Origin of the sequence: Klebsiella sp. KPN54798 (assembly GCF_021184225.1) — a bacterium.
Classification (GTDB): Bacteria; Pseudomonadota; Gammaproteobacteria; order Enterobacterales; family Enterobacteriaceae; genus Klebsiella; species Klebsiella pneumoniae.
The window spans coordinates 206,318-223,635 of record NZ_CP089234.1 but is presented as its reverse complement, the minus strand read 5'-3'; the positions used below and the strand labels follow the sequence as shown (position 1 = coordinate 223,635).

Sequence of the window (17,318 nt, the reverse complement as noted above, 5' to 3'; positions counted from 1 at the left end):
TATTTTCAGCAGAGAAATTTATGCTACTGGCAATTCAGCAGAATAAAGACCTTATTAATTTGCAACACCCAGTGGGAAACAATGCCAGCAAATGAGAAAAATTTCTTGCTGTGTGACCAATATGTGAGCGATTAATAGCGTGAACGTTAAAACGCACAGCGGAAAATGCTGCATTCAGCCATAAGCTTCGCGAAAAAAGATCTGTTCATCGATAAAAAAATGCAATGGAAGATGTCACAAAATAGCGAATAGCCGGCTGAAAACCTGAGTAAAGACGTTTATTGTGATTTTGGTGGTATTTTTGGCCAGTTGTGCACTGATGATGCCCGGCGGCGCTGCTGGACTGCACCCCAAAAGTTGGACACCCAACTGAGTAAGGTGCAATTTTATGGCTAAACCAAAGTATTCCCCTGAAACAAAACTGGCTGTGGTTAATCATTATTTGTCCGGTAAAGACGGAGAACAGAGTACAGCCGACCTTTTTGGTATTGAAAGAACATCTGTCCGTCGCTGGGTCAGGGCATGGCAGTTCCACGGTGCAGAAGGCCTGACTGCAAAAAATAATCATTATTCCGATGAATTTAAACTCGTGGTCGTCCGGGCGGTTATCAGTGACCGCCTGACGATGCGTGAAGCGGCTGCCCGGTTTAATCTCTCCGCAGAAATACTTGTCCGGCGCTGGCTCGACGTGTACAACGATGCCGGAGCGGAAGGTCTTTTAAACATGCAATGCGGACGGCCCGGACAAATGACAAAGCCAAAAAATATCCCACCACTGACAGATAAAGAGCTGGAAAAACTCTCCCCGAAGAGCTCAGGGCCGAACTGCGTTATCTGCGGGCAGAGAATGCCTATCTAAAAAAGTTGAAAGCCTTGGTTCAGAGCGAAAAAAATGGCAAAAAGCCCTGATAATCAGTGAACTAAGGCATGAACACGCTCTGCGGGACCTTCTGCGGGCGGCCGGTATGTCCCGTAGCACGTGGTATTACAATATGAATGCACTGAAGCAAGGGGACAGGTATGCGGGTCTTAAAGAGAACATCAGGAAGATATACCACTATCACAAAGGTCGTTATGGCTACCGCAGGATCACGCTCGCACTGAGAAAACAGGGGCTGCGGATAAACCATAAAACAGTGCAGCGGCTGATGGCAGAACTGTCACTCCGGTCTGTGATAAGGGCGAAAAAATATCGTGCCTGGAAAGGGAGAACGGGCGAGGCCGCGCCCAATATCCTGAGCCGGAACTTCGGTGCGTCAAAAGCCAACGAAAAATGGGTAACAGATGTGACAGAGTTCCCGGTACAGGGAAAAAAGCTTTACCTGTCGTCAGTTCTCGATCTGTTTAACCGGGAGGTTATCGCCTACAGCCTGTCGGAAAGGCCGGTGATGGAGATGGTGAATACGATGCTGGACGGTGCGTTCCCGAAGCTCAGACCGGGAGATGCTCCGCTGCTGCACTCGGATCAGGGCTGGCATTACAGGATGAGGAGCTATCAGGAACGTTTAAAGGCGCATGGGATGACGCAGAGTATGTCGCGTAAAGGAAACTGCCTGGATAATGCAGTGATGGAAAACTTCTTCGGGACCCTGAAATCGGAGTGTTTTTATCTGAGGGAGTTCAGGAGTGTCAGTGCGCTAAGAAAAGCCGTAGAGGACTATATCCATTACTACAACAACGAGCGGATAAGCCTGAAATTAAAAGGCCTGAGTCCGGTAGAGTACCGAACCCAGGCTCTGAGAGCCGCTTAATATGAACCATCCAACTTTATGGGGTCAGTCCATGCGCTTGCGCGGGCCTACGAAACGCGAGTCGAACCTCCTGCCCCCGGAGGTTCTCATCCTCACAGGCCCCAGATGCAAAAAAGCCTGCTCATTGAGCAGGCTTTTCGAATTTGGTCGGTGATAGAGGATTCGAACCTCCGACCCCTTCGTCCCGAACGAAGTGCGCTACCAGGCTGCGCCAATCACCGAATGCGGGGCGCATCTTACTGCTGGGATGCCTACCCGTCAATGCCTTATTTTCAAAAAATTGCTCAACCGGCGAGAAACTCAGCAGCCTGAGCAGCGAATCGCCGGTTGCTCAACGTTTTTAGCGGCAGTTCACCTCAAACGTTTTGCGATATTCGGATACCTTACATGTCACCGGCTCGCCGAGATAGGTTGCGCCCGCCGGGGTGAATGTAAACTCTCCCAGTAGCATCGTCAGCTCCCCCAGCTCCGGGCAGGATTGCTGATGACGCATAATATCCGGGCGGGTATCGTTATTCACCGCCCGGGCGATATCGCTGTATGCCAGCTTGTCGGCAAAGGCATTAGCACAAAACTGCAGTTCGCTTTGCGCCATATGCGCGGCCTGCCCCTTCAGCTCGGCATGCTGTGCCAGCAGCAGCTGGCGAACCTCGCCGGCCCGGCTGTAGCCAATCGCCGTATAGCCGGCCTTATTGCTGAGGTTGACGCTGGCGCCAGCCGCAAGCAGCGCCTCGACATTGGCTTTATTATTCATTTTGACCGCCAGCATCAGCGGGCTGAGATCGTTGGCGGAAAGCTGGTCCACCTTTGCGCCGCGCTGCACCAGCGCCGCGATCACCGCAGGCGCCCCCTGACCCGCCGCCACCTGCAGCGCCGTGAGTCCTTCACGGTTCGGCTTATCCACTTCCACCCCGGAGGCCGACAGCGCCAGCACCAGATCGGGATCATCCCCCGCCGCCGCCAGCATCAGCGGTGTGGTGCCGGATTTATCCGCCAGGCTGGTGTCCGCCCCGGCGTTGGCCAACGTCGTGATGGTTTCCGCCGATCGCGCGTGATCGACAGCGAGGAAAAAGGCCGATTCCCCGGACGCGTTGACGGCCTTCACGTCCGCGCCGTGCTTGAGGAGCAGCGCCACGATCTCGTCGACGTTCTTCTTAAACGCGCCGGGCGCCAGTTGTAACGCCATGTCTTCAGTCATCAGCGCGCGATTGCCCGTCGCCAGCGATTTCGCCGCCGTTGCGCCAACTATCTTGTCCAGCGTACTCTCCTCTTCGACAGGCGCATCGGGCTTTTTCATCGCCAGAATATGCTGATAGTCGTTTCTGACGTCCCCGCCGTCGGAGATGGCGGACATCAATGCCGTACTCTTGTCGATGGAGGTCTGATTCACCGACGCTCCCGCCTGGAGAAGATCGCCGATAATCGCGGTATCGCTGCCACGCGCCGCCGCCAGCATTAGCGCCGTGACGCCCTGGCGCGTCTGGAGGTTCGGCTTCGCCCGACGCTTAAGCAGCAATTCCACCACATCGCGACGATTTTCCGCAGCAGCGACCATCAGGCCGCTTAAGCCGGTTTTATCCTGACCATCCACATCAATGCCGTTATCCAGCATGGCTGCGATCGTCGCTGGCGCATCGTATTTACAGGCCAGCAGGAACTGGCTGGTCTCTTCCTCAGACTGGCAGCCCGCGAGCATCATCAGGCACAGTAGGACCAGCCCCTTTATCACCTTCATCCTTTCTCTCCATGAAAAGTTCATGCACAGGGGAAGCGAGGAAGCAGGGGTAATCAAAGAAGAAGAGGTCACCTGCCAGACACGTCCACTGTGCGAAAAAAATCCCTCGCGCGGCGTCAGCCGGCGAGGGATTAGCTTATCCTGGGCTCAGGAAAGGAAAACAGACCCGAGAATCTGAAAACTATCGGGCCTTACTTTTTCCACCGGCACCAGTTGTTGTTCTCATTGATCCCGCCATCCGGCGAGGTATAGCCGAGGCAGCCCATAATGGTGTCGTACAGCTCGACGTGACGGCGCGGCACCTTCATCGCAGCCTGCTGCTGCAGATGGGCAAACGCGGCGGCGTGATCGGGATTTTCCAGGTACTTATCCGACATCCACACCATCATCGGCACGCGGAACTGCTCCGGCGGCGCCATCTTGCGCGGCGTACCGTGCAGGTGTTCACGCTCGTTAATCGACTCCCCGTGGTCGGCGGCATAGAACACAATCGCTTTCTTATCCCGCAGCTGGTCGAGGACGCTGACGATAAAGTGATCGACATAGGTCACGCTATTGTCGTAGGAATTGATCAGTTCCGCTTTCGAGCACTTGTTGTCGACGCCGACGCACTCCGGTTTCCACTGGGCGAAGCTGCGCGGGTAGCGTTGGGTGTAGTTAAAGTGGGAGCCTTTGGTGTGGAGAATGATCAGATGCTTACCGGAGGCGTTGCCCTGCGCCATACCGCGCTTCATCTCATCCACCAGCAGCATATCGTCAACGCTCTTACCGCGGTTGCGCGGCTCGGCGCCAATCTGCTCGCGGTAGGCGATATTGTTGGCCATCGTGTTGCTGTAGAACCACATCTCGCTCTGCATGGCGTACAGATTGCCGCTGAAGCCCAGCTGATGCAGCACGGCAAAGACATTCTGCTCTTTGAGCGTCCGCTGTGGGTTATCTTCCGCCCCGCCCTCGCGCACAAACATGCAGCGTAACGACAGTTTGGTAGCGGTATCGCACGAGTAACCGCGGAAGGCGACGAGATTCTTCTCTTTCTCCAGCTCTGGCGTGGTATTGCGGCTATAGCCGAGGATGCCCATATGGTCCCAGCGGGTCGTTTCGCCAATGATAAACACCACGTAGGTATCATCCAGACCTTCCGGCGCGACGTAGGTGAACTTCTTCGCCGGGTTAATCAGCGATTTGTTGTCTGAGGATTCATCCACCTGCGCCCAGGCATACAGACCCAGCGCCGACAACCAGTTCGACGGCAGGTAAGAGTTGGCGATCACCCCACCATAGCTCGGCATATCCACTTCCGAATGGCGCTCCACATCATGCTGGCGCAGCTCTAGCAGGCGGATGGGTCCCCAGACAATCAGTCCGGCCAGCACCACGATCAGCACGTTTTTAACCCGCTGGCCCGGGGTGCGCAGCTGGCGCAGCAGCGTATGGCGGCAGCGGTTGCTCCAGATGAACAGCAACGGCGGCGCGCTCACCGCCACCAGCCAGAGGATCAGGTGCCAGCCGATGACCTCTTTCGACAGGTCGATATCGGTGGTCATCACCGAAGCGATAATCCCGTAGCCAATCACCACATTGAGGAACGTCATGTAGTAACTCGCCGCGGCGGAAAACAGGACAATCAGCGTCGCCAGAATGCGCCAGATACGGCGGCCGAACAGCGACAGAAGACGTAACAGGAAGAAGGTGACAAATACCGTGGCAACCAGTTCAACAACACCGGAAAGCCCTTTCCAGAAAGTGAACTCTTGAGCATAACCATCGAAACGCCGGAAAAAAACGGCGACGTTCATAAACCAGCCGATGTACAGCGCCAGCCAAAAACTAAGCTTCTGCTGCGTCATCGTTCTAATATATTTCATGCAAGCAAACCTGGAAAAAGAAGAATAAAACACCGCCTGACGCTGTGGCACGAGTCAGTAGGCTAATAGGGTGCGTTAGGGTTGGTTATCAGAAACCTCTACAAACCGCGATAAGTAGACCACAGGGAACGAGAAAAGTATCAGGAGGGAATGTGATCCAGCCAAACATTTACAAAACATTTGGCTGGATTGGCACTATTTGCTTAGGGAAATAACCAGGGGCACGTTTCACGCCGCAGGTTTCAGGCGTGCGCCTCGTTATATACCGTGCTTTTCGGCTGACGAATGGTGGTGGATAACGCCAGCGAGAGGATCAGCAGGGCGAAGATCACGCAGAAGGTCACGTAGAAACCGCCGAACAGCGAAGCGATGAGAGAGCCGCAGATGCTGCCGATACCGAAGCCCAGATAAATCACGCCATAGTTTTTCGCCAGATTGTTCAGACCAAAGAACTCACTCACCAGCGACGGGAAGACGGTAATGGTGCCGCCGAAGTTAAAGGCGACGCAGGCGATGGCGGCGAAGAAGGTCAAGGCATTCAGCGGGGCGAACAGCAGCGCGGCCATCCCCACCAGCGACACGACCTGACCGATGGTAATCACGCGAATGCGGGAGATTTTATCAGACAGGATACCTAACACCAGGCGACCGCTGAGGTTCGCAATCGAGATAACCGTTACCGCGTTGGCCGCCGTGGCGACATCCAGGTGGACCATTCCCTGGGCAATATCTTTCGCTACGCCAATTACGTACAGACCGCTCATGCAGGCCGTCAGGAACATCACCGCCAGCATCCAGTACTGCGGTTTACGCATCGATTCGGCGAGGGTGAAGTCGTTTTCCACGACGCCGTTGGCCGCGGTGGCTGCCGGGTGATTTGGCGCATCTTTCATCAGGGTCGCGCCAAAGACGATCATCACCAGCACGATAGCGCCCCAGATAACGAAGGTTTTTTCCAGGCCAACGGTGGCCAGCAGGTGGGAATCAATGAATTTGAACCCCAGGCTGCCGAGACCATAGGAGCCAATGGAGAAGGCGGAGATCAGCCCTTTACGCTCCGGGAACCATTTCACGCAGTTCGACAGGGTCAGCAGGTAACCGGCGCCGTCCGCCAGCCCCACCAGCACACCCGCGCTCAGCCACAGCATCATCAGGCTGCTGGAGTGCGCGGTCAGGAAGAAGCCCAGGCCGAGCAGGATCCCGGAGGCCATGGTGACGCGCTTCACGCCAAAGCGCTCCTGCAGCTTGCCGGCGACCGACGAAGAGAGCGCCAGCCCGAGGCTCAGCAGACCAAAGGAAAAAGCCACCTGACTGACCGGCTCGCCCAGTTTGTCAGACAGCGAACTGTTAAACAGGCTCCAGGTATAAACCGAACCGAGAGCGAATTGGGTGATGATGGTGCCGATCAGTGTCAGCCAGCGGGTCGATTGACGGTTTGCAGCGTTCATAGCAGTTGTCCTGATAAATTAACTGCCGCCACAATAGCGAAGGCCCCTCATCCAGTGGGGGAAAAAGGCATGAACTGCCATCAGCGGGGAATAAAATGCATTAATGTTGGAATGAATGGCATTGCATAACATTCATTCCGTAAATTACAGGCAAAAAGTTAGTGTGCGCTATCTCACAGAAATGCGCCATTGCTGAGATTTAACAATAACCACATCGTTTCAAATGCGTAACAATTCCCGATTAAAAATTGGCGCTGACCCCCATCAAATAGAGCGTATTTTCCCCTGACGGCAGGTTATCCGCCTGCGACAGCGTTGCCCATGCCGCCACGTGGGATCCCAACCGCATATCAGCGCCCAGGGTGACATCGCTCCAGCCTCCCTCCCTGGCACGGGTCATCGGCGCCCAGACATCGCTGGCGAGCGACTGGTTATAGCTCACCTGCGCCCAGGGATGCACGCCCCACAGCGCCTGATAATCCATGCGCCAGCCGAGCGTGTTAACGTAGCCCACCTCGCCTGCGCTTCTCACCGTCGGCGCGGTGACGTCGCTGCGCAGGCTGGCCACCGGCCCGGAGGTTACGCCGTTTGCTAGCGGGTAATTCCAGCCAACGCTCAGGCCACGGCCGCTGTCCGGCGGCGCCAGCCCCTGGTTTAACGCCAGCCCGCCGGGCGTCTCAGAGGACTTCATCCGCTCGGCGAGAATATCTTCATAACGTGGTTGGTGATCGCTATCCCATGTATAGCGTTCCGACGTATTACTTTTTGTATCGATAGCGATATATTCCTGTTGCCAGGCATTCGCTCCAGAGACACATGACACCCAGACGGATACGCTCGCCGGGATCAAGAACCCCCGGAGGCCATTGCATTTCTTTATTATCATTAATGCGACTCCAGAAAAGAGCCGAATCGGCAATATTGCTGTGTTTTTAGTGGGGATACGATTTCCCTGTATTAACTATTATCTTTATCTTTCAGCCGTCAAGGCGGGCGTCCACTTTTTTAGCGCAGAGGGAGAAACAGCTATGCAGCGTTGCGGATGGGTGAGTCAGGATCCGTTATACATCGAGTATCACGATACCGAATGGGGTGTGGCGCAAAAAGAGGGTCGCCAGCTGTTTGAAATGATCTGCCTTGAGGGCCAGCAGGCCGGTTTATCGTGGATTACGGTGTTAAAAAAACGGCAGAACTACCGCCAGGCTTTTCACCAGTTCGATCCGGTGCGCGTGGCGGCGATGGGTGATGACGATATCGAGCGACTCCTGCAGGATACCGGCATCATTCGCCATCGGGGAAAAATCCAGGCCATTATCGGCAACGCCCGCGCCTATCTGGCGATGGAAGAAAATGGCGAGTCGTTCACTGATTTTGTCTGGTCCTTCGTCGACAATGCGCCACAGGTGACCCGCGCTGCGACGCTGGCGGAAATTCCCGCCACGACGCCGGCCTCCGATGCGCTGTCGAAGGCATTGAAAAAACGCGGCTTTAAGTTTGTCGGCTCGACAATCTGTTATTCCTTTATGCAGGCCTGTGGGCTGGTCAACGACCATGTCACCGGCTGCTTCTGTCACCCTGGAGGTCAGGATGATCCGCAAGTGGGACACTGAAGATACCGCGCCGCTGCTGGCGCTGTGGCTGGACAGCACGATTCATGCCCATCCTTTTATCAGCGAAAGCTACTGGCGCGACAGCGTCGCGGTAGTACGGGATGTCTATCTTCCCGCCGCCAGCACCTGGGTCTGGGAGCAGGATGGCGAGTTAAAAGGCTTTGTCAGCGTGCTGGACTCCCGTTTCGTCGGCGCGCTGTTTGTCGCGCCGGGCGCCACCCGCCAGGGTATTGGTCGGGCGCTGCTGGATGAAGTCAAACGGCACTACGCCTGGCTGAGCCTTGAGGTTTATCAGAAGAACGAATCGGCGGTCAGTTTCTACCATGCGCAGGGCTTCCGGATTGAAGACTGCGCATGGCAGGACGATACTCAGCACCCGACGTGGATTATGCGTTGGCCGGCGGATCAAATGCCGTAAGCGGCAGCGCCGGGCCGGTATATTTCTCCAGCCACGCCAGGGCGGTGTTCCCGGCACAGCCGTTGCCCAGCCGGGATGTCGGAATATCTTTGGTTAAGACGTTCACCGCCCCGTTTTTGCAGATGCCGACCTGCGGATCCAGGTCGGGCCACGCTCCTTCATGCAGGCAAATCACCCCCGGGCGGATCCCCTCCGTCACCACGGCGCCGGCCAGCACCTGACCGCGGGCGTTCCACACCCGCACCAGATCGCCATCGACAATCCCGCGCGCCTGCGCATCCTGCGGATGAATAGTCACCGGTTCGCGCCCGGCGACGGCATAGCGCTCGCGCAGCGCGGTGTGGTTCAGTTGACTGTGCAGACGGTGGGCCGGATGGGCCGACAGCAGCTGCAGCTGCCCCGCCTCTGCGTTGCCATGCCACTCGTCGGGCTCCAGCCACATCGGATGCGGCGGACAGTCGGCGTAACCAAAAGCGGCGATGGTCGGCGAGTGGATCTCTATTTTACCGCTCGCCGTTTTCAGCGGGTTGGCCTGGGGATCGGCGCGGAAGGCGGCGAAACGCGCAAAACGGGCATTCTCCGGCTCCTCCGGCATCTCAATCAGCTGGTTAGCCTGCCAGAATTCGGCAAATGGCGGCAGCGTCACCTGCTGCTGGGCGCCGCGCCGGGCGGCCATCTGATAGAAAGTCTCCAGCCACTGCAAATCACTCTTCCCTTCGGTGAAGCGTTCGCGGCCACCCGCCTCCCAGCGTTCGCTGAGGTCGGCAAAGACCGCGAAATCGTCGCGCGCTTCATCTCGCGGGGCAACCACCTGCTTCATCGGCACCAGATGCTGGTTACTGTAGTCCCCGGTCATGGTCAGATCGTTGCGCTCAAACGAGGTGGTCGCCGGCAGGACGATATCGGCATGGCGCGCGGCGGCGGTCCAGAAGCATTCGGAAATAACGATAAGCTCCGGTTTCTGCCACGCCTGAATCAGTCGGTTGGTATCCTGATGATGAGTAAAGTTGGCGCCGCCGGCCCACCAGATAAAGCGAATATCGGGAAAGCGCCGCGCCATGCCGTTGTGCTGATACTCCGCCCCGGATTCTCCAGCGCCTCGACAATTCGTGCGACCGGGATCTTCTCCACCGCGTCCACGCCTCCGGCCACGCTCCCCTGCATCGAGCCCAGCACCGCCGCGCGGCGGGTCGGGTTGCCGCCGTTGGCAAAATGGTAGGAAAGACCAAATCCGCCACCGGGGTGCCGATCTGTCCCAGCATGGCGGCCAGAGTGACCAGCATCCAGTGTTTCTGCTCGCCATACTGCTGACGCTGCATGCCCCAGCCGGCCATCAGCATAGTGGTATTTTCGTGGAAAAGTTTCGCCAGTTCGCGGATTTTATCTGCTTTAACGCCGCAGATCGCTGCTGCCCACTCAGCGGTTTTCGCTACGCCGTCGCTTTCGCCGGTCAGATAGCGGGCAAAAATATCGTAGCCGCTGGTGCAGCGGGTAAGAAACGCATCATCCTGCCAGTCATTTTCCACCAGCGTATGGGCGATCCCCAGCATCAGCGCGACGTCGGTGCCCATATGCGGCGCGATCCACTCCATCGAATCGCCAAAGAAATCGACGGTTTCCGATCGCATCGGATCGATGCAGATCAGCCGCTTACCGCTCTGGCGCAGCCGATCAAACCACGGGATCCCTTGCTCGTCGGAGGCATTCCAGGCAATTTTCAGCGTGTTCAGCGGGTTGGCGCTCCACAGCACCACCACTTCGCTGTGCTCGAGCACCAGCGGCCAACTGGTCTGCTGCTGATACACCTCATTGCCGCCAACGACATAAGGCATGATCGCCTGCGCCGCGCCGGTGGAGTAATCGCCAAGATGGCCGGTATAGCCGCCCGCCAGGCTCATATAGCGCTGCAGCAGCGTCGCCGCCTTATGCAATACGCCGTTAGAGCGCCAGCCGTAGGAGCCGGCAAAAATGGAGGCCGGACCGTAGCTGTCGCGGATCCGCCGATGCTGGGCATCGATCAGATCCAGCGCCTGCTCCCAGCTCACCCGCACGAATTCATCCTGACCGCGGACCCCCTGGGGCTTGTCCGGTGAAGCAAGGAAGCCTTTACGCACCATTGGATAGCGCACGCGGGTTTTGCTGTGCACCTGATCGCGCACTGCCGTTTGCAGCGAGTTGGCAAACGGTGTCGCCAGCGCGCCGCGGGAAGAGAGGACGTTTTCCCCGTCCGTTTCCACCAGCATCGGTCCCCAGTGGGCGGCGGTTAAGATGGTTTTGGTTGCAGATGAGGTTGGCAAGGGCGGCTCCTGGTCAGCGAATGCAGGTGTCATGACGGCGTGATGGGCAACCGTTCAATGTTATTTACAAAAAGAGATGGTATCCGGGGAATTTTCTCCGTAATCGCGCGTCATAATCAACCGTCACGTTCGCTGTGACAAAGAATAAAAAGGATTAAGGACATTAAATGAAAAAACGCGTACTTATGATTGCGGCGCTGGTCAGCGGCACTCTGGCCATTTCTGGCTGCACCACCAACCCCTATACCGGTGAACGTGAAGCAGGCAAATCCGGTATTGGCGCAGGTATTGGCTCCTTAGTGGGCGCTGGCGTCGGCGCGCTCTCCTCTTCCAAACATGACCGCGGCAAAGGCGCGCTGATTGGCGCAGCGGCCGGCGCGGCGCTCGGCGGCGGCATTGGTTACTACATGGACGTGCAGGAAGCGAAGCTGCGCGACAAAATGCAGGGAACCGGGGTCAGCGTGACGCGAAATGGCGACAATATCGTGCTGAACATGCCGAATAACGTCACCTTCGACAGCAATAGCGCCAACCTGAAGCCGGCCGGCGCCAACACCCTGACCGGCGTGGCCATGGTGCTAAAAGAGTATGAGAAAACCGCCGTTAACGTGGTCGGCTACACCGACAGCACCGGCAGCAAGGATCTGAATATGCGTCTGTCGCAACAGCGTGCGGACAGCGTCGCCAGCGCGCTCATCACCCAGGGCGTGGCGGCCAATCGCATTCGCACCACCGGCATGGGCCCGGCAAACCCGATCGCCAGCAACAGCACGGCGGAAGGCAAAGCGCAGAACCGTCGCGTGGAAATCACCCTCAGCCCGCTGCAGTAAGCGCATCTTCATATCGCCCGGCAGCCGTTCTGCCGGGCAAAATGCTTGATATCGCTATTTTTCGCGCTAAGGTGTTGGCAGATTTTCAGCAAAGGAAGCCACCATGGCGAAAGCGGCGCGTGCAACTATCAGCGATGTGGCGAAAGCCGCAAAGACCGGCAAAACCAGCATTTCACGTTATCTTAACGGCGAGAAGCATCTGCTTTCCGACGACTTGTTATCACGTATTGAAAAAGCCATTGCCGAACTCGACTACCGCCCCAGCCTGATGGCCCGCGGCCTCAAGCACGGCCGAACCCGCCTCATCGGCCTGATCATCGCCGATATCACCAATCCCTACTCGGTCAACGTCATGAGCGGCATTGAAGCAGCCTGCCGGGAAAAGGGCTTCACCCTGCTGGTGTGTAATACCAATAACGAGCTCGATCAGGAGCTGCACTACCTGGACCTGCTGCGCAGCTACCAGGTGGAAGGCATCGTGGTCAACGCAGTCGGTATGCGGGAGGATGGCCTGAACCGCCTGCAGCAGTCGGCCCTGCCGATGGTGCTGATTGACCGTAAAATCCCCGACTTCGCCTGCGATGTGGTCGGGCTTGATAACGCCCAGGCCGCCACCACCGCCACCGAACATCTGGTGGAAAAAGGATTCGAGGCCATCCTGTTTCTCAGCGAACCGCTGGGCTCGGTGAATACCCGTCGCGAGCGCCTGAGCGCCTTTCGCGCCACGCTTGCCCGCCACCACGGCGTGGTGGCCGAAAACGCCGAGGTGCAGCTTAACGACGGCGCGATGCTGGACAACGTCCTGCGTCAGTTCCATGCCCGCCACCGCGGGATGCGCAAAGCGGTCATCTCCGCCAACGGCGCGCTGACGCTGCAGGTAGCCCGCGCCCTGAAGCGCGTCGGCCTGATCTGGGGGAGCGATATCGGCCTGCTGGGCTTCGACGAACTGGAGTGGGCGGAGCTGGCCGGCGTCGGTATTACCACCCTCAAACAGCCGACGTGGCAGATCGGCTACGCGGCGGTCGAACAGGTTATTCGGCGCATTGCCGGCACTAACGACCCCATCCGCGAACGGGTATTTTCCGGCGAGCTTATCGTCCGCGGATCAACCTCCCGTTAACGATCCTTCGTGATGCCGATCATAAATTAAACATCTCGCCCTTTCTTATGGAACCGATACCATCTAGCGTATTAAGGAGATTAAGCAACAAACGCCGGGAGTAAGAGCGCGATGGCCAGAAAAATTATTGTCGTTACCGCTGCGTATGGTAATGACCATGTTAAATCCTTAGGCGGGCAGGCCGCCGTCCTGTCGTTTATCGCCAACGCCGGCGCGGACGGCGTCGAAATCCGCCGCGAGCTGTGCAGCGCGGAAGAGCTCAACGCTCTGCCCTCGCTGGCGGCCACCATTGAGCGCCACGGCCTGCTGGCCTGCTACTCCGCGCCGCAGGCGCTGTTCACCGACAACGGCGAGCTTAACCCGGATCTCCCGACGCTGCTCGCGGAAGCGCAAACCCTGAACGCTCTGTGGCTGAAGCTCTCCCTTGGCCATTTCCTCCACAATCAGCAGTTGGATGAGCTGCGCGATATCCTCAGCGACAGCGGTATGGCGTTGGTGGTAGAGAATGACCAGACCGACTGCGGCCAGCTGGCGCCGATGCAGCGCTTCAAAGCCGCCTGCCGGGTCCATCAGCTGCCGATCACCTTAACGTTTGATATGGGCAACTGGCTGTGGGTTGGCGATTCGCCGGAAGAGGCGGCACGTCATCTTGCGCCGGCGGTCAGCTATATTCATGTTAAAGCGGCGGAGCCTCATCATGAGAAATTCCGCGCTGTACCGCCGGATCAGGCCGCCGAACGCTGGCTGGCCCTGCTCGATAATCTTCCCGCCGACGCGCCGCGTGGAATCGAGTTTCCGCTGACTGGCCATGACCTGACGGCCGTGACCCGCCGCTACGTCAACCTGTTACGCGAGGATTAAGTCGTGGAAAATTTAGATGTCATCACCATCGGCGAAGCTATGGCCATGTTTGTCGCCACCGAAACCGGGGATCTGGCCGAGGTGGAGCATTTCATGAAACGTGTCGCCGGCGCCGAGCTGAACGTCGCCACCGGCCTGGCGCGCCTGGGTCTGAAAGTCGGCTGGGTGAGCCGCGTCGGCAACGACAGCTTTGGCCGCTTCGTACTGCAATCGCTGGCGAAAGAGGGGATCGATAGCCACGCTGTGGCCATCGACAACCGCTTCGCTACCGGTTTCCAGATGAAATCGAAAGTCGACAATGGAACCGATCCCATTGTGGAGTATTTCCGCAAAGGATCCGCAGCCAGCCATCTTTCGCCGGACGATTTTCGCGCCGACTACTTCACCAGCGCCCGCCATCTGCACCTGAGCGGCGTCGCGGCGGCCCTTTCTGAGAGCTCTTACGCGTTGCTGGAGCATGCGGCGAAGGTAATGAAAGCCGAAGGAAAAACCCTCTCTTTCGACCCCAATCTGCGCCCGGTGCTGTGGAAAAGCGAAGCCGAGATGGTGGAGAAACTCAACCGTCTCGCCTTCCAGGCTGACTGGGTTTTGCCAGGCTTAAAAGAGGGCGTGATTCTTACCGGCCAGCAGACCCCGGAAGGGATTGCCGATTTCTATCTCTCCCGCGGCGTCAAGGCGGTAGTCATTAAAACCGGCTGCGACGGCGCCTGGTTCAAGAGCGCCAGCGGCGAACAGGGAACGGTCGATGCTATTAAAGTCGATAACGTCGTCGATACCGTCGGTGCCGGCGACGGCTTTGCCGTCGGGGTGATTAGCGCCCTGCTGGAAGGCAAAACCCTGCTTCAGGCGGTGAACCGCGGCAATAAAATCGGTTCGCTGGCGATTCAGGTCCAGGGCGACAGCGAGGGGCTGCCCACTCGCGACGCGCTGGGCGAGTAACTTTTCTACGCAACGATAACAGCCGTCCTGTACCCTACCTGCAGCGCGGCACAGCAGCGTCCGTTTCGACGGACGTATGTCTCCTCATTGACAGAGGCAAGCCTATGAATAGCTCAACAAATGCAACGAAACGCTGGTGGTACATCATGCCTATCGTGTTTATCACGTATAGCCTGGCGTACCTCGACCGCGCCAACTTCAGCTTCGCCTCCGCGGCAGGCATTACCGAAGACCTGGGCATCACCAAGGGGATCTCCTCCCTGCTGGGGGCGCTGTTCTTCCTCGGCTACTTCTTCTTCCAGATCCCCGGCGCTATCTATGCGGAGCGCCGCAGCGTTCGCAAACTGATCTTTATCTGCCTGATCCTGTGGGGCGGTTGCGCCTCCCTGACCGGTATTGTGCATAATATCCCGGCGCTGGCGGCGATCCGCTTTATCCTCGGCGTCGTCGAAGCCGCGGTGATGCCGGCGATGCTTATCTATATCAGCAACTGGTTCACCAAATCAGAGCGCTCTCGCGCCAACACCTTCCTGATCCTCGGTAACCCGGTGACGGTCCTGTGGATGTCGGTAGTCTCCGGCTACCTGATTCAGGCCTTCGGCTGGCGGGAAATGTTCATCATCGAAGGGGTGCCGGCGGTGATCTGGGCCTTCTGCTGGTGGGTGCTAGTGAAAGATAAGCCGTCGCAGGTGTCCTGGCTGGCGGAGAGTGAAAAAGCGGCGCTGCAGGAACAACTGGATCGTGAACAGCAAGGCATCAAAGCGGTGCGTAACTATGGCGAAGCCTTCCGCTCCCGCAACGTGATCCTGCTCTGCGCGCAGTATTTTGCCTGGAGTATCGGCGTATACGGCTTTGTACTGTGGCTGCCGTCGATTATCCGCAGCGGCGGTGAAAATATGGGGATGGTGGAAGTGGGCTGGCTCTCTTCTGTCCCGTACCTGGCGGCCACCATCGCCATGATCGTCGTCTCCTGGGCCTCGGATAAACTGCAAAACCGTAAGCTGTTCGTCTGGCCGCTGCTGCTGATTGGCGGACTGGCCTTCATCGGTTCCTGGGCGGTCGGCGCCAACCACTTCTGGGTCTCCTACACCCTGCTGGTGGTGGCCGGGGCGGCAATGTATGCGCCTTACGGCCCCTTCTTCGCCATTATTCCGGAAATGCTGCCGCGCAACGTCGCCGGGGGCGCCATGGCGCTGATCAACAGCATGGGCGCGCTGGGCTCCTTCTGCGGCTCGTGGTTTGTCGGCTACCTGAACGGCGCCACCGGCAGCCCCGCAGCGTCCTATATTTTTATGGGGGTAGCGCTTTTCGCCTCAGTATGGCTGACTTTGATTGTTAAGCCTGCTAATAATCAAAACCTTCCACTTGGCGCTCATCACGCCTGAACGACTCATACTACGGAGATTCGCATGAAGCCGTCTGTCATTCTCTATAAAACGCTTCCCGACGACCTGCTACAGCGTCTGGAGGAGCACTTTTCCGTCACTCAGGTGAAAAACCTGCGGCCGGAGACCGTTTCGCAGCACGCTGAGGCCTTCGCCCAGGCTGAAGGCCTGCTGGGCTCCAGCGAAAAGGTTGACGCCGCGCTGCTGGAGAAGATGCCGAAGCTGCGTGCGACCTCCACCGTTTCCGTTGGCTATGACAACTTCGACGTCGAGGCGCTGAACGCCCGCCGGGTGCTGCTGATGCATACCCCGACCGTGCTGACCGAGACCGTCGCCGATACGGTCATGGCGCTGGTGCTGAGTACCGCGCGTCGGGTAGTGGAAGTGGCGGAGCGCGTCAAAGCGGGTGAATGGACGAAGAGCATTGGTCCGGACTGGTTCGGCACGGATGTTCACCATAAAACCTTAGGCATCGTCGGCATGGGCCGCATCGGTATGGCGCTGGCGCAGCGCGCCCACTTCGGGTTCGGCATGCCGATCCTGTATAACGCGCGTCGCCAGCATCCGCAGGCGGAAGAACGCTTCAATGCCCGCTATTGCGATCTCGATACCCTGCTGCAGGAGGCTGACTTTGTCTGCCTGATCCTGCCCCTGAGCGAAGAGACTCACCATCTGTTCGGTCAGGCGCAGTTTGCCAAAATGAAATCTTCCGCCATCTTCATTAACGCCGGGCGTGGCCCGGTAGTGGACGAGCAGGCGCTGATCGCCGCCCTGCAGAACGGTGAGATCCACGCTGCCGGTCTCGATGTGTTCGAACACGAACCGCTGGCCAAGGACTCACCGCTGCTGAGCCTGCCGAACGTCGTCGCGCTGCCGCATATCGGCTCCGCCACCCATGAGACGCGCTACAACATGGCGGCCTGTGCGGTGGACAACCTGATCGACGCCCTGAACGGCAACGTAGAGAAAAACTGCGTCAATCCGCAGGTAAAATAAGCCATAAAAAAACCCGGGTAACGGCGGCAACCGCCCTCCCCGGGTTCTTTTTGCATCCTGTCC

At 57.9% G+C, this 17,318-nt stretch carries 13 protein-coding genes, 1 tRNA gene and 2 pseudogenes; 9 read left to right on the top strand and 7 right to left on the bottom strand.

Annotated features, from left to right (window positions below):
• The first annotated feature begins 388 nt into the window (after window positions 1-388).
• Window positions 389-1,751, top strand: a pseudogene (locus LPQ25_RS01090) (IS3-like element ISKpn1 family transposase).
• A gap of 144 nt (window positions 1,752-1,895) precedes the next feature.
• On the opposite strand, the gene LPQ25_RS01085 reads toward LPQ25_RS01090, so the two are convergent.
• The 5 genes from LPQ25_RS01085 to LPQ25_RS01065 all read right to left on the bottom strand — a co-directional run bounded on the left by LPQ25_RS01085 (window position 1,896) and on the right by LPQ25_RS01065 (window position 7,622).
• Window positions 1,896-1,972, bottom strand: a tRNA-Pro gene (locus LPQ25_RS01085).
• 119 nt (window positions 1,973-2,091) lie between these two features.
• A complete protein-coding gene (locus LPQ25_RS01080) occupies window positions 2,092-3,486 on the bottom strand; it encodes an ankyrin repeat domain-containing protein (RefSeq protein ID WP_004188216.1) in 1,395 nt (464 codons plus the stop codon).
• A gap of 191 nt (window positions 3,487-3,677) precedes the next feature.
• Entirely contained in the window at window positions 3,678-5,351 is a 1,674-nt protein-coding gene (eptB, locus tag LPQ25_RS01075; protein WP_004152427.1) for a kdo(2)-lipid A phosphoethanolamine 7''-transferase, read from the bottom strand.
• A 242-nt stretch (window positions 5,352-5,593) separates the two neighbouring features.
• Window positions 5,594-6,799, bottom strand: a complete 1,206-nt coding sequence (locus LPQ25_RS01070; RefSeq protein WP_002921907.1) for an L-lactate MFS transporter — start codon at window positions 6,797-6,799, stop codon at window positions 5,594-5,596.
• A gap of 241 nt (window positions 6,800-7,040) precedes the next feature.
• Window positions 7,041-7,622 (bottom strand): lipase, encoded by a 582-nt coding sequence (locus LPQ25_RS01065; protein WP_014906797.1) that lies wholly within the window; start codon window positions 7,620-7,622, stop codon window positions 7,041-7,043.
• A 205-nt stretch (window positions 7,623-7,827) separates the two neighbouring features.
• Between LPQ25_RS01065 and tag the strand changes: the two genes are divergently transcribed.
• Both tag and LPQ25_RS01055 read left to right on the top strand, forming a co-directional pair.
• Window positions 7,828-8,409, top strand: a complete 582-nt coding sequence (tag, locus tag LPQ25_RS01060) for a DNA-3-methyladenine glycosylase I (protein WP_004145213.1) — start codon at window positions 7,828-7,830, stop codon at window positions 8,407-8,409.
• On the top strand, window positions 8,387-8,827 hold the full coding sequence (locus LPQ25_RS01055; protein ID WP_004181509.1) for an N-acetyltransferase: 441 nt from the start codon (window positions 8,387-8,389) through the stop codon (window positions 8,825-8,827). The genes tag and LPQ25_RS01055 overlap by 23 nt, the downstream gene beginning before the upstream one ends.
• On the opposite strand, the gene LPQ25_RS27260 is transcribed toward LPQ25_RS01055, so the two are convergent.
• Together LPQ25_RS27260 and LPQ25_RS27255 are read right to left on the bottom strand one after the other, a co-directional pair.
• The gene (locus LPQ25_RS27260; protein WP_325175775.1) at window positions 8,796-9,887 is read right to left on the bottom strand and encodes a molybdopterin dinucleotide binding domain-containing protein; all 1,092 of its coding nucleotides are present in this window, start codon (window positions 9,885-9,887) and stop codon (window positions 8,796-8,798) included. The two genes, LPQ25_RS01055 and LPQ25_RS27260, sit on opposite strands and share 32 nt — an antisense overlap.
• A gap of 181 nt (window positions 9,888-10,068) precedes the next feature.
• Window positions 10,069-11,070 (bottom strand): annotated as a pseudogene (locus tag LPQ25_RS27255) (molybdopterin-dependent oxidoreductase); the annotation flags it as partial.
• 221 nt (window positions 11,071-11,291) lie between these two features.
• Here LPQ25_RS27255 and LPQ25_RS01040 point away from each other — a divergent pair.
• The 6 genes from LPQ25_RS01040 to ghrB all read left to right on the top strand — a co-directional run bounded on the left by LPQ25_RS01040 (window position 11,292) and on the right by ghrB (window position 17,255).
• On the top strand, window positions 11,292-11,954 hold the full coding sequence (locus LPQ25_RS01040; RefSeq protein ID WP_002921917.1) for an OmpA family lipoprotein: 663 nt from the start codon (window positions 11,292-11,294) through the stop codon (window positions 11,952-11,954).
• A gap of 103 nt (window positions 11,955-12,057) precedes the next feature.
• Complete coding sequence (locus tag LPQ25_RS01035; protein WP_002921918.1) at window positions 12,058-13,074, top strand: LacI family DNA-binding transcriptional regulator; 1,017 nt, start codon at window positions 12,058-12,060, stop codon at window positions 13,072-13,074.
• 111 nt (window positions 13,075-13,185) lie between these two features.
• Window positions 13,186-13,935, top strand: a complete 750-nt coding sequence (locus LPQ25_RS01030) for a sugar phosphate isomerase/epimerase family protein (protein ID WP_014906795.1) — start codon at window positions 13,186-13,188, stop codon at window positions 13,933-13,935.
• 3 nt (window positions 13,936-13,938) lie between these two features.
• On the top strand, window positions 13,939-14,874 hold the full coding sequence (locus LPQ25_RS01025) for a sugar kinase (RefSeq protein WP_014906794.1): 936 nt from the start codon (window positions 13,939-13,941) through the stop codon (window positions 14,872-14,874).
• A 104-nt stretch (window positions 14,875-14,978) separates the two neighbouring features.
• A complete protein-coding gene (locus LPQ25_RS01020; RefSeq protein WP_002921927.1) occupies window positions 14,979-16,259 on the top strand; it encodes an MFS transporter in 1,281 nt (426 codons plus the stop codon).
• Between the two features lie 24 nt (window positions 16,260-16,283).
• On the top strand, window positions 16,284-17,255 hold the full coding sequence (ghrB, locus tag LPQ25_RS01015; protein ID WP_004145219.1) for a glyoxylate/hydroxypyruvate reductase GhrB: 972 nt from the start codon (window positions 16,284-16,286) through the stop codon (window positions 17,253-17,255).
• Window positions 17,256-17,318 lie beyond the last annotated feature (63 nt).

Excerpts from the sequence above, each read along its gene's own strand:
- LPQ25_RS27260 (WP_325175775.1), bottom strand. The coding sequence starts at position 9,887 with ATGGCGCGGCGCTTTCCCGATATTCGCTTTATCTGGTGGGCCGGCGGC.
- LPQ25_RS01020 (WP_002921927.1), top strand. The coding sequence starts at position 14,979 with ATGAATAGCTCAACAAATGCAACGAAACGCTGGTGGTACATCATGCCT.
- tag (WP_004145213.1), top strand. The coding sequence starts at position 7,828 with ATGCAGCGTTGCGGATGGGTGAGTCAGGATCCGTTATACATCGAGTAT.
- LPQ25_RS01080 (WP_004188216.1), bottom strand. The coding sequence starts at position 3,486 with ATGAAGGTGATAAAGGGGCTGGTCCTACTGTGCCTGATGATGCTCGCG.
- LPQ25_RS01070 (WP_002921907.1), bottom strand. The coding sequence starts at position 6,799 with ATGAACGCTGCAAACCGTCAATCGACCCGCTGGCTGACACTGATCGGC.
- eptB (WP_004152427.1), bottom strand. The coding sequence starts at position 5,351 with ATGAAATATATTAGAACGATGACGCAGCAGAAGCTTAGTTTTTGGCTG.
- LPQ25_RS01040 (WP_002921917.1), top strand. The coding sequence starts at position 11,292 with ATGAAAAAACGCGTACTTATGATTGCGGCGCTGGTCAGCGGCACTCTG.
- LPQ25_RS01030 (WP_014906795.1), top strand. The coding sequence starts at position 13,186 with ATGGCCAGAAAAATTATTGTCGTTACCGCTGCGTATGGTAATGACCAT.
- ghrB (WP_004145219.1), top strand. The coding sequence starts at position 16,284 with ATGAAGCCGTCTGTCATTCTCTATAAAACGCTTCCCGACGACCTGCTA.
- LPQ25_RS01055 (WP_004181509.1), top strand. The coding sequence starts at position 8,387 with ATGATCCGCAAGTGGGACACTGAAGATACCGCGCCGCTGCTGGCGCTG.
- LPQ25_RS01035 (WP_002921918.1), top strand. The coding sequence starts at position 12,058 with ATGGCGAAAGCGGCGCGTGCAACTATCAGCGATGTGGCGAAAGCCGCA.